Origin of the sequence: Duganella guangzhouensis (assembly GCF_009674535.1) — a bacterium.
In the GTDB taxonomy this organism is placed as follows: Bacteria; Pseudomonadota; Gammaproteobacteria; order Burkholderiales; family Burkholderiaceae_D; genus Rugamonas; species Rugamonas guangzhouensis.
Map to the genome: position 1 here is coordinate 145,293 of NZ_WKJK01000014.1, position 24,860 is coordinate 170,152.

Annotated in this window: 20 protein-coding genes; 15 read left to right on the forward strand and 5 right to left on the reverse strand. The window is 62.1% G+C overall.

The features are described from left to right. The first annotated feature begins 54 nt into the window (after positions 1 to 54). From prpB to GJ699_RS24135, 8 genes are all read left to right on the forward strand, one after another. The gene (gene prpB / locus GJ699_RS24100) at positions 55 to 942 is read left to right on the forward strand and encodes a methylisocitrate lyase (RefSeq protein WP_154381122.1); all 888 of its coding nucleotides are present in this window, start codon (positions 55 to 57) and stop codon (positions 940 to 942) included. Positions 943 to 956: 14 nt separating this feature from the next. After that, entirely contained in the window at positions 957 to 2,105 is a 1,149-nt protein-coding gene (gene prpC, locus GJ699_RS24105) for a bifunctional 2-methylcitrate synthase/citrate synthase (RefSeq protein WP_154381124.1), read from the forward strand. Beyond that, entirely contained in the window at positions 2,105 to 4,702 is a 2,598-nt protein-coding gene (gene acnD / locus GJ699_RS24110) for a Fe/S-dependent 2-methylisocitrate dehydratase AcnD (RefSeq protein ID WP_154381126.1), read from the forward strand. Before prpC ends, acnD begins: the two co-directional genes overlap by 1 nt. Further along, a complete protein-coding gene (gene prpF, locus GJ699_RS24115) occupies positions 4,702 to 5,883 on the forward strand; it encodes a 2-methylaconitate cis-trans isomerase PrpF (RefSeq protein ID WP_154381213.1) in 1,182 nt (393 codons plus the stop codon). The genes acnD and prpF overlap by 1 nt, the downstream gene beginning before the upstream one ends. Before the next feature lie 118 nt (positions 5,884 to 6,001). Then, positions 6,002 to 7,876 carry a propionate--CoA ligase gene (locus GJ699_RS24120; protein WP_154381128.1) on the forward strand — a complete coding sequence of 625 codons (1,875 nt, stop codon included), beginning with the start codon at positions 6,002 to 6,004 and terminating at the stop codon, positions 7,874 to 7,876. 72 nt (positions 7,877 to 7,948) lie between these two features. Then, complete coding sequence (locus GJ699_RS24125) at positions 7,949 to 8,257, forward strand: DUF485 domain-containing protein (RefSeq protein ID WP_154381130.1); 309 nt, start codon at positions 7,949 to 7,951, stop codon at positions 8,255 to 8,257. Then, on the forward strand, positions 8,254 to 9,915 hold the full coding sequence (locus GJ699_RS24130) for a cation acetate symporter (RefSeq protein WP_154381132.1): 1,662 nt from the start codon (positions 8,254 to 8,256) through the stop codon (positions 9,913 to 9,915). The genes GJ699_RS24125 and GJ699_RS24130 overlap by 4 nt, the downstream gene beginning before the upstream one ends. Before the next feature lie 96 nt (positions 9,916 to 10,011). Continuing rightward, positions 10,012 to 13,278: a bifunctional diguanylate cyclase/phosphodiesterase gene (locus GJ699_RS24135; RefSeq protein ID WP_371867654.1), complete on the forward strand. Its 3,267-nt coding sequence runs from the start codon at positions 10,012 to 10,014 to the stop codon at positions 13,276 to 13,278. Here GJ699_RS24135 and xth read toward each other — a convergent pair. After that, positions 13,275 to 14,039 (reverse strand): exodeoxyribonuclease III, encoded by a 765-nt coding sequence (gene xth, locus GJ699_RS24140; RefSeq protein ID WP_154381134.1) that lies wholly within the window; start codon positions 14,037 to 14,039, stop codon positions 13,275 to 13,277. The genes GJ699_RS24135 and xth overlap by 4 nt on opposite strands. Before the next feature lie 422 nt (positions 14,040 to 14,461). On the opposite strand from xth, the gene GJ699_RS24145 reads away from it, so the two are divergent. Together GJ699_RS24145 and GJ699_RS24150 are read left to right on the forward strand one after the other, a co-directional pair. Beyond that, complete coding sequence (locus GJ699_RS24145; RefSeq protein ID WP_154381136.1) at positions 14,462 to 14,872, forward strand: phiTE_015 family protein; 411 nt, start codon at positions 14,462 to 14,464, stop codon at positions 14,870 to 14,872. A gap of 88 nt (positions 14,873 to 14,960) precedes the next feature. Continuing rightward, complete coding sequence (locus GJ699_RS24150; RefSeq protein ID WP_195763641.1) at positions 14,961 to 15,401, forward strand: hypothetical protein; 441 nt, start codon at positions 14,961 to 14,963, stop codon at positions 15,399 to 15,401. A 13-nt stretch (positions 15,402 to 15,414) separates the two neighbouring features. On the opposite strand, the gene GJ699_RS24155 is transcribed toward GJ699_RS24150, so the two are convergent. Continuing rightward, positions 15,415 to 16,911 (reverse strand): leucyl aminopeptidase, encoded by a 1,497-nt coding sequence (locus GJ699_RS24155; protein WP_154381138.1) that lies wholly within the window; start codon positions 16,909 to 16,911, stop codon positions 15,415 to 15,417. Between the two features lie 84 nt (positions 16,912 to 16,995). On the opposite strand from GJ699_RS24155, the gene lptF reads away from it, so the two are divergent. The 3 genes from lptF to GJ699_RS24170 are packed head-to-tail and all read left to right on the forward strand — an operon-like array spanning position 16,996 to position 19,669. Then, positions 16,996 to 18,117 carry an LPS export ABC transporter permease LptF gene (gene lptF, locus GJ699_RS24160; protein ID WP_154381140.1) on the forward strand — a complete coding sequence of 374 codons (1,122 nt, stop codon included), beginning with the start codon at positions 16,996 to 16,998 and terminating at the stop codon, positions 18,115 to 18,117. Between the two features lie 6 nt (positions 18,118 to 18,123). Then, on the forward strand, positions 18,124 to 19,293 hold the full coding sequence (gene lptG / locus GJ699_RS24165; protein ID WP_154381142.1) for an LPS export ABC transporter permease LptG: 1,170 nt from the start codon (positions 18,124 to 18,126) through the stop codon (positions 19,291 to 19,293). A gap of 1 nt (position 19,294) precedes the next feature. Further along, positions 19,295 to 19,669: a sirohydrochlorin chelatase gene (locus tag GJ699_RS24170; protein ID WP_154381144.1), complete on the forward strand. Its 375-nt coding sequence runs from the start codon at positions 19,295 to 19,297 to the stop codon at positions 19,667 to 19,669. On the opposite strand, the gene GJ699_RS24175 is transcribed toward GJ699_RS24170, so the two are convergent. Next, the gene (locus tag GJ699_RS24175; RefSeq protein ID WP_154381146.1) at positions 19,666 to 20,100 is read right to left on the reverse strand and encodes a lipocalin-like domain-containing protein; all 435 of its coding nucleotides are present in this window, start codon (positions 20,098 to 20,100) and stop codon (positions 19,666 to 19,668) included. The two genes, GJ699_RS24170 and GJ699_RS24175, sit on opposite strands and share 4 nt — an antisense overlap. Positions 20,101 to 20,190: 90 nt before the next feature. Here GJ699_RS24175 and GJ699_RS24180 point away from each other — a divergent pair, with 90 nt between their 5' ends. Together GJ699_RS24180 and GJ699_RS24185 are read left to right on the forward strand one after the other, a co-directional pair. Further along, positions 20,191 to 21,036, forward strand: a complete 846-nt coding sequence (locus GJ699_RS24180; protein WP_154381149.1) for a LysR family transcriptional regulator — start codon at positions 20,191 to 20,193, stop codon at positions 21,034 to 21,036. A 78-nt stretch (positions 21,037 to 21,114) separates the two neighbouring features. Next, positions 21,115 to 23,145 (forward strand): M13 family metallopeptidase, encoded by a 2,031-nt coding sequence (locus tag GJ699_RS24185; RefSeq protein ID WP_154381151.1) that lies wholly within the window; start codon positions 21,115 to 21,117, stop codon positions 23,143 to 23,145. On the opposite strand, the gene GJ699_RS24190 is transcribed toward GJ699_RS24185, so the two are convergent. Continuing rightward, positions 23,146 to 24,054: an intradiol ring-cleavage dioxygenase gene (locus GJ699_RS24190; protein WP_154381153.1), complete on the reverse strand. Its 909-nt coding sequence runs from the start codon at positions 24,052 to 24,054 to the stop codon at positions 23,146 to 23,148. It lies immediately after the preceding gene. Between the two features lie 140 nt (positions 24,055 to 24,194). After that, positions 24,195 to 24,782 carry an ATP-dependent Clp endopeptidase proteolytic subunit ClpP gene (gene clpP, locus GJ699_RS24195; protein WP_154381155.1) on the reverse strand — a complete coding sequence of 196 codons (588 nt, stop codon included), beginning with the start codon at positions 24,780 to 24,782 and terminating at the stop codon, positions 24,195 to 24,197. Between the last annotated feature and the right edge of the window lie 78 nt (positions 24,783 to 24,860).

The following is a 24,860-nucleotide window of genomic DNA, read 5'->3' on the forward strand; positions in this document are numbered from 1 at the left end:
CACAGCGCTTGCACTAGAGTGGCCAACTTCAACGCAACACCGAAAGGTCACAATATGAGTCACTACTCCGCAGGCGCCGCGTTCCGCAAAGCCGTTCAGGAAGAATCGCCGCTGCAGGTGGTCGGCACCATCAACGCCAACCACGCCTTGCTGGCCAAGCGCGCCGGCTTCAAGGCGATTTACCTGTCCGGCGGCGGCGTGGCCGCAGGTTCGCTCGGTCTGCCGGACCTGGGCATCTCGAATCTGGACGACGTGCTGACCGACGTGCGCCGCATTACCGACGTCTGCGACGTGCCGCTGCTGGTCGATTCCGATACCGGCTTTGGCTCATCCGCCTTCAACGTCGCGCGCACCGTCAAATCGCTGATCAAGTTTGGTGCCGCCGCGACTCACATCGAAGACCAGGTTGGCGCCAAGCGCTGCGGCCATCGTCCCGGCAAGGAGATCGTGCCGAAAGCCGAGATGGTCGACCGCATCAAGGCCGCTGTCGACGCGCGCACCGACGACCAATTCGTCATCATGGCGCGCACCGACGCGCTGGCGGTGGAGGGGCTGGACGCCGCCATCGACCGTGCCGTCGCCTGCGTGGAAGCGGGCGCCGACATGATCTTCCCGGAGGCGATGATCACGCTGGATATGTACAAAAAATTCGCCGCCGCCGTCAAAGTGCCGGTGCTGGCCAATATCACCGAATTCGGCTCGACCCCGTTGTTCACGGTGGATGAACTGCGCAGCGCCGATGTGGGGCTGGTGCTGTATCCGCTGTCTGCCTTCCGCGCCATGAACAAGGCGGCGGAGAATGTGTTCAACGCCATCCGCCGCGACGGCACGCAGCAGAACGTGGTCGACACCATGCAGACCCGCGCCGAACTGTATGAACGCATCAACTATCACGATTTCGAACAGAAGCTGGACGCGCTGTTCGCCGCACAGAAAAAATAAGAGGAGACACCATCATGACCGAAGCCACCACCTTCAAACCAAAAAAATCCGTCGCCCTGTCGGGTGTCGCCGCCGGTAACACCGCGCTGTGCTCCGTCGGCAAAACCGGCAATGACCTGCACTATCGCGGCTACGACATTCTCGATGTCGCCACCACCTGCGAGTTCGAAGAAATCGCCTACCTGCTGGTGCACGGCAAACTGCCGGCCGCAGCGGAACTGCGCGGCTACAAGGCCAAACTGAAATCGCTGCGCGGCCTGCCGCAGGCAGTGAAGTCGGCGCTGGAAGCCCTGCCTGCCTCCGCCCATCCAATGGACGTGATGCGCACCGGCGTCTCGGTGCTGGGCTGCGTGCTGCCTGAGAAGGAAGACCACAACACCCCTGGCGCGCGCGACATCGCGGACCGCCTGATGGCCTCCTTCGGCTCCATGCTGCTGTACTGGTACCACTACAGCCATAACGGCAAACGCATCGAAGTCGAAACCGACGACGACTCCATCGGCGGTCACTTCCTGCACCTGCTGCACGGCGAGAAGCCACGCGATTCGTGGGTGCGCGCGATGCACACCTCGCTGATCCTGTACGCCGAACACGAATTCAACGCCTCCACCTTCACCAGCCGCGTGATCTCCGGCACCGGCTCCGACATCCACTCGGCCATCACCGGCGCCATCGGCGCGCTGCGCGGTCCGAAGCACGGCGGCGCCAACGAGGTCGCGTTCGAAATCCAGAAGCGCTACGAAAATCCGGACGAGGCGGAAGCCGATATCCGCAACCGCGTCGCCAACAAGGAAGTGGTGATCGGCTTCGGCCACCCGGTGTACACCGTCTCCGATCCGCGCAACGTGGTGATCAAAGAAGTGGCGCGCCAGCTGTCCGATGAAGCCGGATCGACCAAGATGTTCGACATCGCCGAGCGCCTGGAATCGGTGATGTGGGAGATCAAAAAAATGTTCCCGAATCTGGACTGGTTCTCCGCCGTGTCCTACCACATGATGGGCGTGCCGACCGCGATGTTCACGCCGCTGTTCGTCATCTCGCGCACCTCCGGCTGGTCGGCGCACATCATCGAACAGCGCATCGACAACAAGATCATCCGCCCAAGCGCCAACTACGTTGGCCCTGAAGACCTGAAATTCGTCCCGATCAAGGACCGTAAATAATGAACACCGCATTCCGTAAAAAACTGCCGGGCACCCAGCTCGATTACTTCGACGCGCGCGCCGCTGTCGACGCGATCCAGCCAGGCGCCTGGGCCAAACTGCCATACACCTCGCGCGTACTGGCGGAAAATCTGGTGCGCCGCTGTGATCCGGCCACGCTCAACGCCTCGCTGTCGCAGCTGATCGAACGCAAGCGCGATCTGGACTTTCCGTGGTTCCCGGCGCGCGTGGTATGCCACGACATTCTCGGCCAGACCGCGCTGGTCGACCTGGCCGGCCTGCGCGACGCCATCGCCCTGCAGGGCGGCGATCCGGCGCTGGTCAATCCGGTGGTGCCTACCCAGCTGGTGGTCGACCACTCGCTGGCGGTGGAATGCGGCGGCTTCGATCCGGATGCATTCGACAAGAACCGCGCCATCGAAGACCGACGTAACGAGGACCGCTTCGATTTCATCAACTGGACCAAGAAAGCCTTCAAGAACGTTGACGTGATCCCGCCGGGGAACGGCATCCTGCACCAGATTAATCTGGAACGCATGTCGCCGGTGATTCAGTCGGTGGATGGCGTGGCCTTCCCGGACACGCTGGTCGGCACCGACTCGCACACGCCGATGGTTGATGCGCTGGGCGTGATCGCCATCGGCGTCGGCGGCCTGGAAGCAGAAAGCGTGATGCTGGGCCGCGCCTCGTGGATGCGGCTGCCGGACATCATCGGCGTGGAGTTGAGCGGCAAGCCGCAACCGGGCATCACCGCCACTGACATCGTACTGGCGCTGACCGAATTCCTGCGCAAGCAGAAGGTGGTGTCGTCCTATCTGGAGTTCTACGGCGAGGGCGCGTCGCACCTGACCTTGGGCGACCGCGCCACCATCTCCAACATGGCGCCGGAATACGGCTCCACCGCCGCCATGTTCTACATCGACGAGCAGACCATCAAGTACCTCAAGCTGACCGGCCGCGAAGACGACACCGTCAAGCTGGTGGAAGCCTACGCCAAAGAGACCGGCCTGTGGGGCGATGCGCTGGTGGGCGCCGAGTATGAGCGCGTGCTGAAGTTCGACCTGTCCAGCGTGACCCGCAACATCGCCGGTCCATCGAATCCGCACAACCGCGTGGCGACCGCCGACCTGGCCGCGCGCGGCATCAGCGGCGTGGTCGAAAACGAACCGGGGCTGATGCCGGATGGCGCCTGCATCATCGCCGCCATCACCAGCTGCACCAACACCAACAACCCGCGCAACATGATCGCCGCCGGCCTGCTGGCCCGCAACGCCAACGCGCGCGGGTTGACGCGCAAACCGTGGGTCAAGTCCTCGCTGGCGCCGGGCTCCAAAACCGTCACGCTGTACCTGGAAGAAGCGGGTCTGCTGCCGGAGCTGGAACAGCTGGGCTTTGGCGTGGTAGCCTATGCCTGCACCTCGTGCAACGGCATGTCCGGCGCGCTCGATCCGGTCATTCAAAAAGAAGTAGTGGAGCGCGATCTATACGCCACCGCCGTTTTGTCGGGCAACCGCAATTTCGACGGCCGCATCCACCCGTATGCCAAACAAGCCTTCCTGGCCTCGCCGCCGCTGGTGGTGGCGTACGCGATTGCCGGCACCATCCGCTTCGACATCGAAAAAGATGTGCTGGGCCATGACGCCAACGGCCAGCCGGTGATGCTGAAGGATATCTGGCCATCGGACGAAGAAATCGACGCCATCGTCGCCAGCGCCGTCAAGCCGGAGCAGTTCCGCAAAGTCTACATCCCGATGTTCGCGCGCGGTGCCGACAGCGGCGAACGCGCGGACCCACTGTACGACTGGCGCGCGCAGTCGACCTACATCCGCCGTCCACCATACTGGGAAGGCGCGCTGGCCGGCGAACGCACGCTGCGTGGCATGCTTCCGCTGGCGGTCCTCGGCGATAACATCACCACCGACCACCTGTCGCCGTCCAACGCCATCATGCTGAATTCCGCCGCTGGCGAGTACCTGCACAAAATGGGCTTGCCGGAAGAAGACTTCAACTCCTACGCCACCCACCGTGGCGATCACCTGACCGCGCAACGCGCCACCTTCGCCAATCCGACGTTGAAGAACGAGATGGTGCGCGATGCCGATGGCAAAATCAAAGCCGGTTCGCTGGCGCGTGTGGAACCGGAAGGTAAAGTGCTGCGCATGTGGGAAGCGATCGAAACCTATATGGAGCGCAAACAGCCGTTGATCATCGTGGCCGGTGCCGACTACGGCCAGGGCTCGTCGCGCGACTGGGCGGCCAAAGGCGTGCGGCTGGCGGGTGTGGAGGCGATTGTGGCCGAAGGCTTTGAGCGCATCCACCGCACCAATCTGGTCGGCATGGGCGTGCTGCCGCTGGAGTTCAAGCCGGGCGTCAACCGCCTGACGCTGGCGCTGGACGGCACCGAGAGCTACGACGTGATCGGCGCGCGCGAACCACGCGCCACGCTGACGCTGGTGATCCATCGCCGCAATGGCGAGCGGGTGGAAGTGCCTGTGACCTGCCGTCTCGACACGGCGGAAGAAGTCTCCATCTACGAAGCCGGCGGCGTGCTGCAGCGCTTCGCACAGGACTTCCTCGAATCGGCAAAGGCAGCATGATGGCTTCTCGACCACAAATCAAAATCCCTGCCACCTATATGCGTGGCGGCACCAGCAAGGGCGTGTTCTTCCGCCTGCAGGATCTGCCCGACGCGGCGCAGCAACCGGGCGCCGCGCGCGACCAACTGCTGCTGCGCGTGATCGGCAGTCCCGATCCGTACGGCAAACAGATCGACGGCATGGGCGGCGCCACGTCGAGCACCAGCAAGACCGTGATCCTGTCCCGCAGCGAACGGCCAGACCACGATGTCGACTACCTGTTCGGCCAGGTCTCCATCGACAAAGCGTTCGTGGACTGGAGCGGCAACTGCGGCAACCTGTCCGCCGCCGTTGGCGCGTTCGCCATCAGCGGTGGCCTGGTTGACCCGGCGCGGCTGCCGCGCGACGGCGTCGCCGTGATCCGTGTATGGCAGGCCAACATCGGCAAGACCATCATCGCCCACATCCCGATGACCAACGGCGAGGTACAGGAAACCGGCGACTTCGAGCTGGATGGCGTGACCTTCCCCGCAGCCGAGGTGCAACTGGAGTTCATGGACCCGGCAGCGGAAGAAGAGGGCGCCGGTGGTTCGATGTTCCCGACCGGCCAACTGGTCGACGACCTCGAAGTCCCCGGCGTCGGCACGCTCAAGGCGACCATGATCAACGCCGGCATCCCGACCATCTTCATCAACGCCGACGCCGTTGGCTACAGCGGCACCGAACTGCAGGACGCCATCAACGGCGACAGCAAAGCGCTGGCGATGTTCGAAACCATACGTGCACACGGCGCGCTGCGCATGGGCCTCATCAAAGACTTGAGCGAAGCCGCCACGCGCCAGCACACACCCAAAGTAGCCTTCGTCGCACCGCCCAAACCATACACCGCCTCCAGCGGCAAACCGGTGGCGGCGGGCGACATCGACCTGCTAGTGCGCGCGCTCTCAATGGGCAAGCTGCACCACGCCATGATGGGCACCGCCGCCGTAGCAATCGGCACCGCAGCCGCCATCCCAGGCACGCTAGTCAACCTGGCAGCCGGCGGCGGCGCACGCAACGCCGTGCGTTTCGGCCACCCATCCGGCACCCTGCGAGTCGGCGCCGAAGCGGTACAGCAAAACGGAGAATGGAGCGTGACAAAAGCGGTAATGAGCCGCAGCGCGCGAGTACTGATGGAAGGCTGGGTCCGCGTACCCGCATAAAAATGTCCACTTCGGGGTCAGTTCTAAAAATCGGACATTGGATCGTGCGCTACCCAATGTCCGATTTTGGGAACTGACCCCGAAGTAGGACACGAACTGGACATCGCTGGAGGAGACTATGATGTACGCTGATTTTTATCGGCGCTCTGTCGTCACGCCTGAGCAATTCTGGCGGGATGAAGCTGCGCTCATCGATTGGAACACGCCTTTTAGTCAGGTGCTGGATTATGCCAAGCCGCCGTTCGCGCGCTGGTTCGTGGACGGTAAGACCAATCTTTGTCACAACGCGGTTGACCGTTGGTGCGAAACGCAGGGTGATCAGCCGGCGCTGATTGCTATCTCCACCGAAACCAATACTGAGCGCAGCTACTCTTTCAAGGAGCTGCACGTCGAGGTGCAGCGTTGGGCGGCGATGATGCAGGCGCTGGGCGTGCGCAAGGGTGATCGGGTGCTGATTTATATGCCGATGATCGCGGAGGCGGCGTTTGCGATGCTGGGCTGTGCGCGCATCGGCGCGGTTCATTCGGTGGTGTTCGGTGGCTTTGCCGCTAACAGTCTGGCCAGCCGCATCGATGATGCGCGGCCGGTGCTGATTGTCTCCGCCGATGCCGGTTCGCGCAACGGCAAGGCCATCGCCTACAAGCCGCTACTGGATGAGGCGATTGCGCTGTCTTCCGCCAAGCCGTCGCGCGTGCTGCTGGTGGATCGCGGGCTGGCGCCGATGCAGCGCGTCGAGGGGCGCGATGTCGATTACGCTGCGCTTAGCGCTGCGCATCTGGAGGCGCGTGTGCCGGTGACTTGGCTGGAGTCGAATGAGCCATCCTACATCCTCTATACCTCGGGCACCACCGGTAAGCCTAAGGGCGTGCAGCGTGATGTCGGCGGTTACGCGGTGGCGCTGGCGGCGTCGATGAAGTACAACTTCTGCGGCCGCGCCGGCGAGACTTTTTTTGCGACTTCCGATATTGGCTGGGTGGTGGGCCATTCGTATATCGTCTACGGTCCGCTGATCGCCGGCATGGCAACCATCATGTACGAGGGTTTGCCGATTTGTCCCGACCCCGGCATCTGGTGGAGCATCGTCGAGAAGTACAAGGTGACGCGCATGTTCTCGGCGCCGACCGCGATCCGTGTGCTGCGCAAGCAGTCGCCGGAGTTCATGCGCCGGCACGACACTTCGTCGCTGCAAGCGCTGTATCTGGCCGGCGAGCCGCTGGATGAAACCACGTCGGCCTGGATCGCCGGCGAACTCGGTGTGCCCATCATCGACAATTACTGGCAGACCGAGACCGGCTGGCCGATTCTGTCGATCGCCAAGGGTGTGGAGGATTTGCCGACGCGGCTCGGCAGTCCCGGCGTCGCCATGTATGGCTACAAGGTGCGGCTGGTGAATGAAACCACAGGCGCCGATTGCGCGGCCAACGAAAAGGGCGTGGTGATGATCGAAGGTCCGCTGCCGCCGGGTTGCATGCAGACTGTGTACGGTGACGATCAGCGCTTTGTCGATACTTACTGGACGCAAGACGGCGACGCCATGCTGTACTCCACCTTTGACTGGGGCGTGCAGGATGCGGATGGCTATTACTTCATCCTCGGCCGCACCGATGATGTGATCAACGTCGCCGGTCATCGCCTCGGCACGCGCGAGATCGAAGAGTCCATCACCAGCCATCCGAATGTGTCGGAGGTGGCGGTGGTGGGTGTGCAGGATCAGGTCAAGGGCCAGGTGGCGGTGGCCTTCGCTATTCTCAAGGACGCGAACCTGGGCACAGCGGAGCAGGACATTATGGCGGTGGTGGACCGTCAACTGGGCGCGGTGGCGCGGCCGGCACGCGTGTATTTCGTGACGCAGTTGCCCAAGACCCGCTCCGGCAAGCTGCTGCGCCGCTCGATCCAGGCGATCTGCGAAGGTCGCAGTCCCGGCGACCTGACTTCGATCGAGGATCCATCTTCGCTGCAGCAGATACAACGCGCATTGTTCGCATCGTTGTAAGGAGCCGGTAAGGCTGTTCTTCTATTCTTGCTACAAGCTCGAATAGAAGAGCATTCATAACGGAGACACAATATGCAAGACCATCTGGTCCAACAACTCAAGAATGACCCCAACTATCATCAGTTGGTCAAATCCCGCTCCCGCTTTGGCTGGCTGCTCACTGCGGCTATGATGGTGGTCTATTACGGCTACATCGTGCTGATCGCCTTCGACAAAGAATTCTTGGCCGCGAAAACCGGTGCCGGCGTCATGACCTGGGGCATGCCGATTGGCCTGTTCGTTATCGTGTTCACGGTACTGGTCACCGGCATCTACGTCCGCCGCGCCAACAACAAGTACGATGCACTGACCCAAGCCATCCACGCCAAGGTGCAGCCATGAGCGCCGCCAAACGCCTGGGCGCACTGGCACTGCTGGCCGCCAGCGGTGCCGCCATGGCCGCTGGTGCGGACTTGGGCCAGGCCGAGCGCCAGCCCACCAACTGGACCGCGATCATCATGTTCGCGGTGTTCGTGCTATTCACGCTGTACATCACCAAGTGGGCGGCCAAGAAAACCCGCTCCGCTTCCGACTTCTACACCGCCGGCGGTGGCATCACCGGTTTCCAGAACGGCCTGGCGATCGCTGGCGACTTCATGTCGGCGGCATCGTTCCTCGGCATTTCCGCTTCCGTGTTCCTGAATGGTTACGATGGTCTGATCTACGCCATCGGCTTCCTGGTTGGCTGGCCGGTCATCACCTTCTTGATGGCGGAGCGCCTGCGCAATCTGGGCCGCTTTACCTTTGCCGACGTTGCGGCTTATCGCTTCAAGCAGGCGCCGATCCGCATCTTCTCCGCTTCCGGCACGCTGGTGGTGGTGGCGTTCTATCTGATCGCGCAGATGGTGGGCGCGGGCCAGCTGATTAAACTGCTGTTCGGCCTCGAATACTGGGTGGCGGTGGTGCTGGTCGGTACGCTGATGATGGTGTATGTGCTGTTCGGCGGTATGACTGCCACCACCTGGGTACAGATCATCAAGGCCATCATGCTGTTGGGCGGCGCCAGCTTCATGGCGATCGTGGTGCTGGCGCAGTTCAACTTCAGCCCCGAGGCGCTGTTCGCCAAGGCGGTGGAAGTGCACGCCAAGAAGGACGCCATCATGGGCCCAGGCACCTTCATCAAAGATCCGGTATCGGCGATCTCGTTCGGCATGGCGCTGATGTTCGGCACCGCCGGCCTGCCGCACATCCTGATGCGCTTCTTCACCGTGCCGAGCGCGAAAGAAGCCCGCAAGTCGGTGTTCTGGGCGACGTCGTGGATCGCTTACTTCTACATCCTGACCTTCATCATCGGCTTCGGCGCCATCGTTTTGGTGAGCACCAATCCGGAGTTCAAGGACGCCGCCGGCAAGCTCCTGGGCGGTAACAATATGGCGGCGGTGCACCTGGCCAAAGCTGTCGGCGGCAATGTGTTCCTGGGCTTTATCTCGGCCGTCGCTTTCGCCACCATCCTCGCGGTGGTGGCCGGGCTGACGTTGTCCGGCGCGTCGGCGGTGTCGCATGACCTGTATGCCACCGTGATCGCCAAGGGCAAAGCCAGCGGCGCCAGCGAGCTGAAAGTGTCGAAGATCACCACCATCGCGCTGGGCATTGTCGCCGTGGTGCTGGGCATCGCGTTCGAGAAGCAGAACATCGCCTTCATGGTGTCGCTGGCGTTCGCGATCGCGGCATCGGCCAACTTCCCGGTGCTGTTCATGTCGGTGCTGTGGAAGGATTGCACCACGCGCGGCGCCACCATCGGCGGTTTCGTCGGCCTGATCATGGCGCTGGTGATGACGGTGCTGTCCAAGTCGGTGTGGGTTGATGTGCTGGGCCATGCGCACGAGGTGTTCCCGTACGCTTCGCCGGCGATCTTCTCGATGCCGGCCGCCTTCCTCTGCATCTGGTTGTTCTCGCTGCTGGATCGCAGCGCGCGCGCCCGCATCGATCGCGCTGGCTTCGAAGCACAGCAAATGCGTTCGGAAACCGGCATCGGCGCGGCTGGAGCGACCGCTCACTAAGCAAATAGCAAGAAGTAAACGACAATGCCCGGTTCGCGCCGGGCTTTGTCGTTTTTCAGGGTGGCCGAAAGCACTTTGATAGCGGCGGCGGATAATGTGGTTTATCATCTGCCAACCATGCTGCCTGAGTATCACTTCTCCTCCAATCCGGATTTTGTAGCCGACGCGCTGGCGCTGATCGGCGTGCCGGCGTGCGCCTGTAGCGCGCACGGTGAGGTCTTGTCGGCCAATGCGGAACTGGTGGCGCTGCTGGGTATCGATCCCAGCGGCCGTCCTGTCGGCGACCTGTTTGCGCGGCACGTGCGCGCCGCCAGCCTGGAGCACCTGCATGGCGAAGGGCGCTGGGACAGTTGTCTGACCTGTGCCGATGGCCGGTACCTGTCGGTACAAGCCTGGTCCAAGCCCTTGCCGGGCGAGGGCGCGACCATCGTTTTCCACGACATCACCGAGGTCCAGCGCGACCAGCGCGCGCTGCGCAAGACGCTGCTGGAGCAGCAGGCCATCCTGGAAAATGCCGCCGTCGGTATTTTGTTCACCCGCGATGGCGTGATCCAGGAATGCAATATCCGCTGTGCCGAGATGCTGGGTTACGGACGCGATGAGCTGGAGGGCGCGTCCAGTGCGATGGTCTATCCGGGGGCGAACGAATTTCAGCAATTGAGCGGAGACGCGGGGCCGCAGCTGTCGCGCGGGCAGTCGTACCGCGCCGAGATTCAACTACGGCGCAAGGACGGCGCGCTGTTCTGGGCGCGCCTGTACGGCCGCGCCATCGATCCGATGCACCCCGCCGACGGCACGGTGTGGATCATGGAGGACATCAACGAGCACCGGCTGGATGAGGAAAAGCTGCGCCGCATGCTGCTGGAGCAGCAGGCGATCCTGGATAACGCCTCGGTCGGTATTCTGTTCAGCCGCTCGCAGGTGCTCCGCAACTGCAACGCCCGCGCCGCCGATATTTTCGGTTACGCTCCCGGCGAGCTGGAAGGGCAACCGGCGCTGGTGCTGTTCCAGTCGCACCAGCAATACGTGGCGTTCGGCGAGGAGGCCGGGCCGCTGCTGGGCAGCGGCCAGCCGTTTGAAAAAGCCTCCTACGAATTCCGCCGCAAGGACGGCAGCGTGTTCTGGGCCCGCATCCGCGCGCGCGCGGTGGATGCCGAGCACCGTGGCGGTGGCACCATCTGGATCGTCGAAGATGTGACGCACACGCGGCAGACCCAGATGGAGGTCGAGGCCATCATGACCAACGCCTCGATGAGCATCCTGTTCACCAAGAACCGCCTGGTCACGCGCTACAACCGCGGCTTTGCCGAGATGTTCGGCTACGACGATACCTCCGGCCTGGGCTTGCCGGGACGGGCGTTGTATCCGTCGCAGGAGGCTTACGACAAGCTGGGGGCGGAAGCCTTTCCGTTCCTGTCGATCGGCCGCCCGTTCCAGACCGAGATTGAAATGGCGCGCGCTGACGGCAGCACACTATGGGCGCAGCTGATCGGTTACGTGGTCAATCCGGAAGACCCGACCCAGGGCACGATCTGGGTGATCGAGGATCGCACCGAGAAAAAGCACGCCGAGGAAGCGCTGCGCAATGCGCTGCTGGAAAACCAGGCCATTCTGGACAGCGCGGTGCTGGGCATTTCGGTGGTGGAGAACGGCCGCAATCTGCGCTGCAACCGCAAGATGGAAGAACTGTTCGGTTACGCTCCGGGCGGAATGAATTACCTCAGCGTGCAAGCCTTTTATGCCGACAAGGACGCGTGGGAGCGCGCCCGCGCCGAGACCGCGCGCGACTTCCGCGCAGGCCACGTCAACGTGTCCGAATATGAGTTGGTGCGCAAGGATGGCAGCACCTTCTGGGCGCGGCTGTCCGGCCGGCCGTTCGACCTGGCGCACAACAGCGGCCGATCGGTGTGGCTGGTGGACGATATCACGCTGCGGCGCGAGGCCGCCGAAGCGTTGGCGCGCTCGCGCGACGAGCTGGAACTGCGGGTGCAGGAACGCACCGCCGAACTGGCCGGCGCCAATGCGCAGCTGCAGGGCGAGATCGTCGAACGGCGCCAGGCCGAGGCGCGCGTCCATCACATGGCGTATCACGACAGCCTGACCGGCCTGCCCAACCGCGCGCTGTTGTCGGACCGGCTGGATCGCGCCATGCTGGCCGCGCAGCGCACCGAACGCAAGCTGGCGGTGATGTTCATCGATCTGGATCGCTTCAAGACCATCAACGATTCGCTGGGCCACATGACCGGCGACCAGCTGCTGAAGGAAGTCGCCAGCCGCCTGTGCCGCGCGGTGCGCGCCAGCGATACCGTGGCCCGTCTCGGCGGCGATGAATTCGTGGTGCTGGTGCCGGGCATACGCGGCATCGACGAAGCCAGCCAGGTGGCAGAGAAGATCATTGAGGCGCTGGCCGAGAGCTTCCCGCTGGAGGGCCGCAACCTGCACATCACGCCGTCGATCGGCATCAGCGTCTATCCGGACGATGGCGATGACGTTGAAACGCTGATGCGCAATGCCGATAGCGCCATGTACCACGCCAAGGCCAGCGGCCGTAACAACTACCAGTTCTTCAAAGAGGTGATGAACCTGACGGCGGCGCGCCACTTCGAGTTGGAGTCCAGCCTGCGCGGCGCGCTGGCGGCCAATGAGTTCGAGCTGTACTTCCAGCCCATCATGGACATCGGCACGCGCCGCCTGCACGCGATGGAAGTGCTGTTGCGCTGGCGCCGTGGTGGCACCGAGCTGATTACGCCGGACCAGTTCATCCCCATCATCGAGGAAAACGGCATGATCGTCGGCATCGGCGAATGGGTGATACGCCAGGCGTGCCGGCAAAGCATGGCGTGGCAGGCGCAGGGCATGACGCCGGTGCCGCTGGCGGTCAATCTGTCGCCGCGCCAGTTCATGCATCGCGGGTTGGTGGATTCGGTGCGCGCCATCCTCGACGAAACCGGCATCGATCCGGCGCTGATCGAATTTGAAATCACCGAGACCGCGCTGATGCAGCACGGCGAACAGACGCTGGAAATCCTCGGCCACATCAACGCCATGGGCATCCGCCTGTCGATCGACGATTTCGGCACCGGCTATTCATCGCTGGCTTACCTGAAGCGCTTCCCGGTCAAGAAGATCAAGATCGACCGCGCCTTCATCAAGGATCTGGAGGAGAGCGCGGAAGACCGCGCGATTGTGGCGGCCATCATCGCGCTGTCGGACAGTCTGCAACTGTCGGTGGTGGCGGAGGGCGTGGAGACCGAAGGGCAGTACGCCCTGCTGCAGCGGCATGGCTGCCAATATGCCCAAGGCTATCTGTTCTCGCAGCCGGTGCCGCATGTAACGGCCCAACTGCTGCTGCCGCGCAGTTAATCGATGGTGGCGATCACCGGGGTGTGATCCGACGGCTGTTCCCATTTGCGCGGCACGCGGTCGATCACGCAGGCGCTGCAGCGCTGCTTCAGCGCGTCCGACAGCAGGATGTGGTCGATGCGCAGACCTTTGTTCAGGCGGAAGCCCAGGCCGCGATAATCCCACCAGCTGAACGATTTGTCGGCTTGCTCGAACATGCGGAAGGCGTCGGTCAGGCCGATCGCCAGCAGGCGTTTGAGTTGATCGCGCTCCTGCGGCGACACGTGCACCATGCCTTCCCATGCCGCCGGGTCGTGGACGTCGCGGTCTTCCGGCGCGATATTGTAATCGCCCAGCACCGCCAGTTCCGGATATTGCGCCGCCTGTTCCGCGATCCAGTCGTGGAAGGCGTTCATCCACGCCATCTTGTACTCGTACTTGTCCGAGCCCACCGCCTGGCCGTTCGGCACGTAGGCGCACACCACGCGCACTCCGCCGATGGTGCCGGCAATAATCCGTTGTTGTGGATCTTCAAATTTTGGGTTGTTTTTGACGATATCCAGAATAGGCTGTTTAGAGATGATGGCGACGCCGTTGTAGGTCTTCTGGCCGGTATATGCGACGTGGTAGCCGGCGGTCTCCAGCGTAGCCAGCGGAAACTTGTCGTCAGTTAATTTTGTTTCTTGAATGCAGAGCACGTCGGTAGGGTTTTCCTCTAGCCACTTCATAACGTGCGGCAGTCTTACGTTCAAAGAGTTAACATTCCAGGTGGCTATTTTCATGGGGGCGTGCTTTCTTGCGGGTCAGATGACGGGCGGTTGCCCGAAGTAACTTGCATCTTACAGCATCCGGATTTAACAGATCGCATTGCATGGCTGCAAATTTGTATGAAAAAACATGAAATTCCCCTTCCGTGACAGGGGGGCGTGGGCCTAAAATGTTGCAAAATATGTGAAATTAAAAAAAAATTGCCAATAGTGTCTCGTTGTTGTCAAAATAGAACTGACAGACGAGACAAAGTAAGCAAAGAGGAAATATACTAGTACAAATTGAGTGGAAAACTTGTGTTTCCGTTTAGCAACTTCACATAGCAATGCCGGGTAGATATTTGTGTTGTTAATGCGCAATCAATGATACTATGCGGAAATAACTTGTGGTTTTTACAGTGAATGGCGCTTAGGCGCATTTGCAAAGGGAATAAAAAATGCGATCTGCATTTGAGGCATGGGCACAGCGCGATGGTCATATAGTCCGTCGCCGTGAAGACAAGCCAGAGGAATATCTGGTCTTCGAAACGCAGCGCCGCTGGGTCATCTGGCAGGCGGCGCTGGAACATGGCAAAACGCCGGGCGGCCGCAAGACCGCCGCGCAGAAGGAGGCCGCCGCCGCTGAGAAGCGCGCTGCCGAATCCCTGCAGCGTCCGCCATCGATCAACTCCGACGAGGCTGCCGTGCGCAATCAGGTGCTGAATGAGGTGCTGGATGCCTTTTCCTCGCTGGGCGGCGAACGCGGCATGGACGATATCTTGAAAGTCGTCCAGGGGTTGAAGAAGAAACAGGCGGAGCAGGCCGATACTCCGGTTACCGCCAAGATCCCGGATCGCCACAACGCGTAAAGTGCAAGGCTTTACGCCGCTTGATTAAGCGACTGCAATCGCCAGCGGGCTGCTACACTGGTCTGTATCTTTATTCCAGAGACAGACCATGTATCTCCGCCCCGCTGTAGCGGTTGGACTGCTGGCCATACTGGCCGGCTGTGCTTCCCTTACTGAATCCACTGAACAAAACGTGCTGGTGCAGACCGTGCTCGATCACCGCGAGATCGCCGGGGTTGGCTGCGTGCTGTATAACGACGCGGGCAAATGGTTTGTAACCACGCCGGCGCGCCTGACGCTGCGCAAGAGCTCGGGGCCGCTGCGCATCGATTGCGCCAAGAACGGCAAGGGCTGGGCGTACGAGAAGGTCGATGCGCGCGCCGACGGCAACCTGTGGGGCAACCTGGCGCTGACCGCCGGTGTCGGCTACATCGTCGACAAGAATACCGGCGCGGGCTATGACTATCCGGCCGTGCTGACCGTGGTCATGCATCCCGCGCAGGAAAAGGAAGAAGGGCCGCCGCCGGCTGCCGGCGTGACCCTGTTCTGATGCGCTTGCGCGCTTAGGCGGCGCGCTTGATCAGGAAGTTCGACAGCAGCGGCACCGGACGGCCGGTCGCGCCTTTGCTGCCGCCCGATTTCCACGCGGTGCCGGCGATGTCCAGATGCGCCCAGGTGTACTTGCGGGTGAAGTTTTCCAGGAACGCGGCTGCGGTGCACGAGGCGCCGCCCGGGGTGCCAATGTTGGCCAGGTCCGCGAAGTTGGACTTCAGCTGCTCGTTGTACTCCTCGCCGATTGGCAGGCGCCATGCGGTGTCGCTGGCGTTTTTGCCGGCGGCCATGATCTCGTCGGCCAGCGCGTTGTGCGCTTCATCGTCGCGGGTGAACAGGCCGCTCTTGTGGTGGCCCAGCGCGACGATGCAAGCACCGGTCAGGGTGGCGATGTCGATCACTGCGGCCGGGTTGAAGCGCTCGGCGTAGGTCAGGGCGTCGCACAGAACCAGACGGCCTTCGGCGTCGGTGTTCAGGATCTCGATGGTCAGGCCATTCATCGAGGTGACGATGTCGCCCGGCTTGGTGGCGCGGCCCGACGGCATGTTCTCGCACGACGCGATGATGCCGATCACGTTCAGCTTCAGGTTCATCTCACCGATGGCGCGGAAGGTGCCCAGCACCGAGGCGGCGCCGCCCATGTCGTACTTCATCTCGTCCATGCCTGGACCTGGCTTCAGCGAGATGCCGCCGGTGTCGAAGGTGATGCCTTTACCGACCAGCACCACCGGCGCATCCTTGGCCTTGCCGCCCATGTGCTTGATGACGATGAACTTCGGTGGCTGCTCGCTGCCATTGGTCACCGACAGGAAGCTGTTCATCTTCAGCGCTTCCAGCTGCTTGCGGTCCAGGACTTCCACTTCGAACTTGTAGTCCTTGCCCAGTTTTTTGGCGACGTTGGCCAGGTGGGTCGGGGTGCAGATATTGGCCGAGGTGTTACCCAGTTCCTTGGTCAGGTCCATGCCGCTGGCGATCGCCACCGCCTGGGCCAATGCCAGTTTGTTGGCGGCGTCATTGGCCACGGCCAGGGCGATTTTCTTGACGCCGGCGGCGGCCGGGTCCTTCTTGCTCTTTTGGCCATCGGTGCGGAACACGGCTTCGTGGCCGCTCTGTACCACAGTGCGGATCGCCCAATTGACGTCACGGTCTTTCACTTCGGTCGCCGGCAATGCGATAATAGCGTCGCTCGCGCCCAGGGTGGAGAACACTTTGAGTGCCGCGGTCACGCCGCTGGTGAAGCTTTTTTCGCTGATGGCGTCGTCGCTGCCCAGGCCGACCAGCAGCACGCGTTCGGCGGCGGCGCCTTTGACGCCGCGCAGCAGCAGGGTGGTGCCGGTCTTGCCGGTAATGTCGCCGGACTTGAGCGCAGCCGTGATTTCACCAGCGCCGTCCAGCGCTTTGGCAGCTTGCGACAGCTTTTTGTTCTCGAAGACCGCGACGGCGATGACGCCGGCTTTGGCCGTAGCGATGGTGTTTTTTGTGTCGAATGCTTTTATGCTAAAGTCCATTTGATTCTCCGTGTCGTGTACGTACTTAAAACTATGGTCCCGTATAGTGTATATAAGGGCCAAACTACCGAATTATAATCTTCAATGATCTTCCAACGTGCCCTACGACGTGAAATGGCCAGTGCCGCCGGGGCTACCTTTACTGTGTTGTTCAGCATTAGCGTCACCTGGACCCTGATCGGTGTGCTCGGCAAGGCCGCCGGCGGCAAGGTCGCGTCCAGCGACGTGATCGCGCTGATCGCTTTCGCAGTGCTGAATTATCTGCCAACTCTCGTCATCCTCACCAGTTTTATTTCAGTACTGATGGTGGTCACGCGCACCTATCGCGATTCCGAGATGGTGGTGTGGTTTGCCTCCGGTCTGAGTCTGGCGAGCTGGATACGTCCGGTTCTTACTTTTGGCCTGCCGCTGGTGCTTATCACCGCCGGCCTGAGTTTCGTCGCCACCCCGTGGGCCAAGCAGAAAAGCTCGGAGTACGTGGAGCGCTTTGAAAAACGCGAAGACCTGCAGAAGGTCTCGCCCGGCCAGTTCAAGGAATCGGCTGGGGCCAACCGCATCTTCTTCGTTGAGGGCGGCGGCGGTAAGTCGTCGGTGGTGCAGAACGTGTTCGTCAACACCGTCGATGAACGCGGCACCTCGGTGGTGGTGGCGCGCGAAGGCGTGGTCACTACCGGTCCCAAAGGCGAACGCTATCTGGTCTTGAAGAACGGCCGCCGCTATCAGGGCACGCCCGGCACCGCCGACTTCCAGAGCATGGAGTTCGACAGCTACAGCATGCGCGTGACGCAGCAGGCGCAGGAACTGGAGTCGGAGCATGAAGCGGTCGCCATGCCAACCATGGAACTGCTGATCCATAACGACTCGATCGCGCGCGCCGAACTATTGTGGCGCATCGGCCAGCCGCTGACCTGTTTGGTGCTGCTGCTGCTGGCGGTGCCGCTGGGCTTTGTGAATCCGCGCGCCGGCAGTTCGGCCAATCTGATCATCGCGCTGCTGGTGTTCTTCAGCTATAACAACTTCGTCAAGCTGGTCGAGGCCAGCGTCAAGCAAAGCAAGATGACGTTCGCGTTGTCGTGGTGGCCGCTGCACCTGGGCGCGCTGCTGGTGGTGCTTGGCTTGTTTGCATGGCGCTTGAACCTGAATCACCGCTACCATCCGTTGGCGCTGATCGCCGTGTATAAACGCTCGCGCAACAAGAAAGACTGATCGCAAATGAAAATCCTGCAACGCTATTTCGCGGTCTCGATTCTGCAAGCGGTGGCCTTTGTGCTGGTGGCCTTCCTGGCGCTGCAAGCCTTTATGGACTTGACCGGCGAACTGCCGTCGGTCGGCAAGAACGGCTACGCGATTCAATATGCCTTCCTGTATGTGGTGGTGCAGCTGCCTGGCCACGTGTATGAAGTGATGCCGCTGGCGGCGCTGATCGGCACCATTTACACCATGGCGCAGTTTGCGGCCACCTCCGAGTTCACCATCATGCGCGCCTCCAGCATGACCACCGGCATGGTGGCGTGGATGCTGGCCAAGATCGGCGTGATCCTGGTGATCATCACCTTCATCTTCGGTGAGCTGATTGCGCCGCGTACCGCGCCGATCGCCGAGAAGATCAAACTGAGCGCGCGTGGCGCGGCGATTTCGTCGGAGTTCCGCTCCGGCCTGTGGACCAAGGATATCGTCAAGTCGGAAGGCATGACCGGCACCCCGATTGGTTCGCGCTTCTTCAACGTGCGCGAGGTGAAGCCGGACGGCACGCTGATCGGCGTCAAGCTGTACGAGTTCGACACCAGCTTCCGCCTGCGTTCGATCACGCTGGCCAAGAGCGGCACCTTCCAGGGCAATAACAAGTGGCTGCTGAACGATGTGACGGAAAACCTGTTCAGCAATCCGCAGTTGCTGAAGCCTGGCGCCGAGGCCAATCTGGAGAATAACTTCGCGCAGGAGTCGAGCACGATCGAAACCCGCCACAGCGCCACCAAGGATCTGCTGTCCGAGATCACGCCGAAGATTCTGGCGGTGGCCGGTTCCGACCCGGAGCGCATGTCGGCCAACGAGCTGGCGGTGTACACCCGCCACCTGCAGGAGAACAAGCAGGAGACCGAGCGCTTCAAAATCGCGTTCTGGAAAAAGTTGTTCGACCCGCTTGCCATCTTCGTGCTGATGGCGCTGGCGCTGCCGTTCGGCTATCTGCATACCCGTAGCGGTGGCGTGAGCCTGAAAATCTTCATCGGCATTATGATAGGCGTCAGCTTCCTGCTGGTGAATACGCTGTTCTCGCACCTGGGCGTGCTGAGTACCTGGCCGGCGCCGCTGACGGCGGCCGCGCCGAGTTTATTGTTCCTGCTGCTGGCGCTATGGGCCTTGTGGTGGGTGGAGCGACACTAAGATGAGTCAACGTGCATTGATCCTGTTTGCGCACGGCGCCCGTTCGGCATCGTGGGCGGCGCCGTTCGAACGCCTGCGCGACCTGACGCAGGCGCGCGAGCCCGGCGTGCGCGTGGTGCTGGCTTTCCTGGAGCTGATGTCGCCGCGCCTGCCGGAAGTGGTGGCGACGCTGAGCGCCGACGGCATCAACGACATCACGCTGGTGCCGGTGTTCCTGGGGCAGGGCGGCCACGTGCTGCGCGACCTGCCGATCATGCTGGACGAGCTGCGCGCGGCCTATCCGCAGGCCGCCATCAAGGTGGTGGAGGCGGCCGGCGAGAATGCGGCGGTGCTGCAGGCATTGTCGGACTACTGCGTCGGCGCGCTGGCCGATTAATGCTTGCGACGCCAGACTGAAATCGGTATCTGCCCGTCCGTTCGTGCCGGCACGCGGTAGCTCAGTTCATCTCCCTTCAATTCATAGCGACGCTCCTGTCGCGTACCGATCCATTCCTCGCGCTGCGCGCTGGTGATATGGAAGGTCAGCGTGCGTGACGGCTCGTCGATACTGAGTGTGCCGAAATGCGTGCTGGAGGCGCGCGGACTTTCGCGCTGGTAGATCTGCAGCGCATAGTGGCCGTCGGTGTCGATCATCAGCAGGCCGGTGGGTGCTTCACCGTAGTCGTGTACGCGTTGGCCGTCGGTTTGCAGACGGTCGGCCGCTACCAGTTCCCACGCGCCGGCCAGCGGAAAAGGCCTTGCGGCCAGCGCGGCCTGGTGGGCAGGCACCCACATGAACAGGCAAAATAGTCGGTTGAGCAGTTTCATCACATCTCCTTTTGAATGAAGACAGGATAGCGCTGCGCCGCATTGGGCGGAATTCGCAAAACTTTCGCATTTTGTGTGCATAATTGCACAATGAGCCAACCAGACTGGGATCATCTGCGTTTCTTCCTTGCCCTACACGACGCCGGCACGCTGTCTGGTGCCGCGCGCGCGGCCGGGGTTGAGCACACCACGGTGGCGCGCCGTATCGATGCGCTGGAGGCGACGCTGGGCGTCAAGCTGTTCGACCGCTTTCCGAAAGGCTGGTCGCTGACGGCCGCCGGCAAGTCGCTGGTGCCGCATGCGCGGCGCATGGAGGAGGGCTTGCATGGCCTGTTGCGCGCCGCCAGCGGTACGGCGGAGTTGAGCGGCAAGGTACGCGTCTCGGCGCCGCCGGCGGTCACGGCCTGGGTGCTGGCGCCGCGCCTGCCATTGGCGTTGCAGCGGCTGCCCGGCATCGAGCTGGATCTGCGCGCCGAACTCAAAGTGACGGATTTGATGCGGCGCGAGTCCGATATCGCGATCCGCTACAACCGTCCGACCTCGCCTGGCCTGGCGGTACGCGCGCTGACCACGGTGACCTATCAGCTATGCGCCAGCGAAGCCTATCTGGCCGCGCGCGACCCGGAGCAGTGGGAATTCCTCGGCTATGACGAAGTACTGCAGCACACGCCGCAGCACGAGTGGCTGGAAAAGCTGCGCGGCACGCGGCGCTACTGCATGCGCTCGAATGACCTCGGCACGCTGTATCAGGCGGCGCTGGCCGGCAGCGGCGTAGCCGTGCTGCCCGATTATTTTCCGTTGTCGCCGCTGCTGCGGCTTGATGCGCCGGCATGCCCGGTCAAGCGCAAACTGTGGATCGTCATGCATGAAGATATGCGCCGCGCGGCGCCGGTGCGCGCGGTGGCGGATGAAATCATCGCGCTGCTGTCAGAGTAGGTGGCGCGGGTATAATCTGCCCCGCATGCATGACCACAAGTCCAGCATGAAGACTCACCGAAAATAAAAGGAACCATCTTGAAACGTTCGCTTATCGGCGCCGCTTGCTGCGCCTTGCTTGCTTTTTCCGCCCACGCCCAGAACGCCGCCGCGCCAGTCTCCGGCATCGATCTGAAAACCCTGGATTCGGCGGTGCGTCCGCAGGACGATTTTTACGGTTATGTTAACGGCATCTGGGTGCGCAACACCGAGATCCCGGCCGATAAATCGACCTGGGGCACCTATATCGAACTGCGCGAAACCGCACAGGGCCAGCTGCGCAATGTGATCGACACCACCATCAAGCATCCCGGCAAAGCCGGCAGCGAGACGCACAAGATCGCCGATCTGTACAACAGCTTCATGAACGAAAAGGCGCGTAACGCCGCCGGCTTCAAGCCGCTGCACGCGGACCTGGCGCGCATTGCCGCGATCAAGGACAAGCGCGACCTGCCGGCATTGTTCGCCTACCTGCAGCGCAATGGCGTGCAGACGCCGTTTTCGGCCGGCGTATCGCCCGACGCGCGCGATCCTGAGAACTACACCCTCAACGTCAGCCAGTCCGGCCTCGGTCTGCCGGACCGCGACTACTACCTGAAGGACGACGACGCCAAGCTGAAAGGCATTCGTGCCAAGTACCAGCAGCACATCGAGACCATGCTGACCATGAGCGGCGATCACGAAGCCGCCGCCCATGCGGCCCAGATCCTCGACGTCGAAACCCGCCTGGCGGCCGCCCAGTGGACCCGCGTGCAAATGCGCGATCCGGTCAAGTCCTACAACCGCGTGGCGTTCGACCAGTTCAACGAACTGGCCCCGGCCTTCGACTGGAAAGCCTACTTCGCCGCCGCCGGCCTGGCGCCGAAAGCTTCGTCGGCGGTGGTGCGCCAGCCTAGCTTCATCACGGGTTTCTCCGAGACCCTGGACAAGCTGCCGCTGGAAGCGTGGAAGAGCTATCTGAGCTGGCGCGTGATCGAAAGCTATGCACAGTATCTGGACAGCGCCACCGTCAAGGAGCGTTTCGCCTTTGACGGCACGGTACTGCGCGGCGTGCCGCAAAGCGAACCGCAATGGCAACTGGCGCTGCGCTTCACCGACAGCTCGCTCAGCGACGCGGTCGGCAAACTGTATGTGCAAATGTACCTGCCGCCGGAAACCAAGCCACGCGTGATGGCGATGTTCGACAACTTCGTGGCTTCGTTCCGCGACGGTATCGAGCAGCTGGACTGGATGGGACCTGAGACCAAGAAGGAAGCGCAAGCCAAGCTGGCGGCGCTGAAGCCGAACATCGCTTATCCGGAAAAATGGCGCGACTACAGCGCGCTGAAAACCAGCCCGACCGACCTGGTCGCCAACGTGAAAGCGGCACGCGCGTGGAGTCACCAGCGCAATCTGGAAAAACTGGGCAAACTGGTGGATCGCGACGAATGGTCGATGACGCCGCAAACCGTCAACGCCAGCTACAACCCGCTGCTGAACGCGATCACGATTCCGGCCGCGATTCTGCAGCCGCCGTTCTTCAACGTGAAAGCGGAAGATGCGGTCAACTACGGCCTGTTGGGCATCACCTTCGGCCATGAGATCAGCCATGCCTTCGATGACTCGGGCAGCCAGTACGACGCCAAGGGCCGTCTGCGCAACTGGTGGACCGACGCCGATCGCACCGCCTTCAAGGCGCGCGCGGCTGGCTTGGTCAAGCAGTATGGTGCCTACAGCCCGGTGCCGGGCTACTTCATCAACGGCGAACTGACGCTGGGTGAAAACATCGGTGACAACTCGGGTCTGTCGTTGACCTACAAGGCATATCACCGTTCGCTGGGCGGCAAGCCGTCGCCGGTGATCGATGGCCTCACCGGCGAACAGCGCCTGTACATTGGCTTCGCGCAGAAATGGCGCGCCAAACTGCGTCCGGAAGCGGCGATCGCCCAGATCAAGAGCGATCCGCACTCGCCGGGCGAGTTCCGCGCCAAAGGCACGGTGATGAACCAGCCCGGCTTCTACGAAGCCTTTGGCATCAAGCCGGGCGATCCGATGTACCTGCCGCCGGAGCAGCGCGTCCTGATGTGGTAATCAGAGCGCGACGCCAGCCGTCAGCGTGACCACATAACCGTCGGTCACGTTGCCGGTCACCGTCGACATCTCCAGCGTGTAGCCGTCACTGAACACATTGTCGGTGGCGAAGCTGATGTTGGCGAAGTTACGCACGCTGCTGCTGTAGCCGGTGGTGGCGTACACCTCGTTGCAGGTGGCGATAGGGAAGGCCATCTGCGACGTTTTCACACGATTCGAAGCGCTGGTGGCTTTCGCCAGGCTTGGATACACCTCGAAGTGAATGTGCGGCATACGGCCCGTGTAGCAGCCCGGGAAGATGGTGGTGAAAGTCACCGTGCCGGTGCTGTCGGTTTCCTGCACGCCGCGCAGGTAGTTTTCCGTGGTCACGCCGGACGAGTACAGCGAGTAGTTACCATCGCGGTCGCAGTGCCAGATGTAGACGGCGGCGCCGGAAACGACGGCACAGTTGTTGTTCACATCGATCACCTGGATCTTGACCGTGGTCTTGACGCCGGCCGCAGTGGCGGTGCCCGGCGAAATGCTGGTGCGGATGTCGCTGCGCACGATGCCGGACATGGTCAACACATTGACCACGCCGCTGCTGTTGCTGTTGGTGCCGTCGCCTGGATAAGGGCCGTTGGTCTCCTCCGGGATGACCGAGCAGCTGCCGTTGGTCGTCGTGGTGGTGGTACCGGTGGTGGTGGTGCCCGTGGTGGTCGTGCCGGTCGTCGTGGTGCTGGACGTGCTGGTGGTGCTGGTGGTGGAGGTTGACGTGCCGCTGTCGGAACCACCGCCGCCGCAACCTGCCAAAGGCAAGGCGGCTGCGCTGGCACCAGCGATCAACCAGCGCAGCGAGCCGCGGCGGTCGGTCTGGGTGGCGAGCATGCGTTCGACATCTTCTGCAAGGCTGGCGTGGTGATCTTCCATGATTCTCTCCAAGTTGCTTAACTGGTGTGCGGTTTTACTTATCATTAAGTGGGGATTAAGCTTGTTCAGGGCTTGAACGTATTTTCCGCGAAGGAACTGTAAAGCGAGGTCAGCAACCGTAAAGAGCGGTAAAGATCGTGTTACTGTTGACGTTTGTCCAGGACGTTGTCGATCAAGCCATAATCTCGGGCCTGGGCGGCTGACATGTAGTTGTCGCGGTCCGAATCGCGCTCGATGCGCGCCAGCGGCTGGCCGCTACGCTCGGCCAGCAGGGTGTTAAGCCGATGGCGCTGGTACAGCATTTCGCGCGCCTGAATTTCGATGTCGGCGGCCACGCCCTGTGAGCCGCCGTGCGGCTGGTGGATCATGATGCGGGCGTTGGGCAGGGCGTAGCGCTTGCCGATGGCGCCAGCCGCCAACAGGATGGAGCCCATGCTGGCGGCGAAGCCGGTGCACAGGGTGGAGACGTCGGGTTGGATGAATTGCATGGTGTCGTAGATCGCCATGCCGGCGTAGACCGAGCCGCCGGGCGAGTTGATATACAGTGAAATGTCTTTGGCTTGATCGGCGGATTCGAGGAATAGCAGCTGCGCTACGATCAGATTGGCCGATTGCTCGGTCACTTCTCCCACCAGAAAAATCACCCGTTCTTTCAGCAGGCAGGAGTAGATGTCGAAGGCGCGTTCGCCACGGCTGGTTTGTTCGATGACGGTGGGGATGATACTCATGATGGTCCTTTCGCGGTAAAGTGGTGTCACTGTCCGCTTGACGCTTGCCACCCTTGCGCGTGTGACAGCCGCAAAAAT

Excerpts from the sequence above, each read along its gene's own strand:
- GJ699_RS24120 (WP_154381128.1), top strand. The coding sequence starts at position 6,002 with ATGATGTACGCTGATTTTTATCGGCGCTCTGTCGTCACGCCTGAGCAA.
- GJ699_RS24150 (WP_195763641.1), top strand. The coding sequence starts at position 14,961 with ATGTATCTCCGCCCCGCTGTAGCGGTTGGACTGCTGGCCATACTGGCC.
- GJ699_RS24130 (WP_154381132.1), top strand. The coding sequence starts at position 8,254 with ATGAGCGCCGCCAAACGCCTGGGCGCACTGGCACTGCTGGCCGCCAGC.
- xth (WP_154381134.1), bottom strand. The coding sequence starts at position 14,039 with ATGAAAATAGCCACCTGGAATGTTAACTCTTTGAACGTAAGACTGCCG.
- GJ699_RS24125 (WP_154381130.1), top strand. The coding sequence starts at position 7,949 with ATGCAAGACCATCTGGTCCAACAACTCAAGAATGACCCCAACTATCAT.
- GJ699_RS24170 (WP_154381144.1), top strand. The coding sequence starts at position 19,295 with ATGAGTCAACGTGCATTGATCCTGTTTGCGCACGGCGCCCGTTCGGCA.
- acnD (WP_154381126.1), top strand. The coding sequence starts at position 2,105 with ATGAACACCGCATTCCGTAAAAAACTGCCGGGCACCCAGCTCGATTAC.
- lptF (WP_154381140.1), top strand. The coding sequence starts at position 16,996 with ATGATCTTCCAACGTGCCCTACGACGTGAAATGGCCAGTGCCGCCGGG.
- prpF (WP_154381213.1), top strand. The coding sequence starts at position 4,702 with ATGGCTTCTCGACCACAAATCAAAATCCCTGCCACCTATATGCGTGGC.
- GJ699_RS24155 (WP_154381138.1), bottom strand. The coding sequence starts at position 16,911 with ATGGACTTTAGCATAAAAGCATTCGACACAAAAAACACCATCGCTACG.
- GJ699_RS24180 (WP_154381149.1), top strand. The coding sequence starts at position 20,191 with ATGAGCCAACCAGACTGGGATCATCTGCGTTTCTTCCTTGCCCTACAC.
- clpP (WP_154381155.1), bottom strand. The coding sequence starts at position 24,782 with ATGAGTATCATCCCCACCGTCATCGAACAAACCAGCCGTGGCGAACGC.
- prpC (WP_154381124.1), top strand. The coding sequence starts at position 957 with ATGACCGAAGCCACCACCTTCAAACCAAAAAAATCCGTCGCCCTGTCG.
- GJ699_RS24190 (WP_154381153.1), bottom strand. The coding sequence starts at position 24,054 with ATGGAAGATCACCACGCCAGCCTTGCAGAAGATGTCGAACGCATGCTC.
- prpB (WP_154381122.1), top strand. The coding sequence starts at position 55 with ATGAGTCACTACTCCGCAGGCGCCGCGTTCCGCAAAGCCGTTCAGGAA.
- GJ699_RS24175 (WP_154381146.1), bottom strand. The coding sequence starts at position 20,100 with ATGAAACTGCTCAACCGACTATTTTGCCTGTTCATGTGGGTGCCTGCC.
- GJ699_RS24145 (WP_154381136.1), top strand. The coding sequence starts at position 14,462 with ATGCGATCTGCATTTGAGGCATGGGCACAGCGCGATGGTCATATAGTC.
- lptG (WP_154381142.1), top strand. The coding sequence starts at position 18,124 with ATGAAAATCCTGCAACGCTATTTCGCGGTCTCGATTCTGCAAGCGGTG.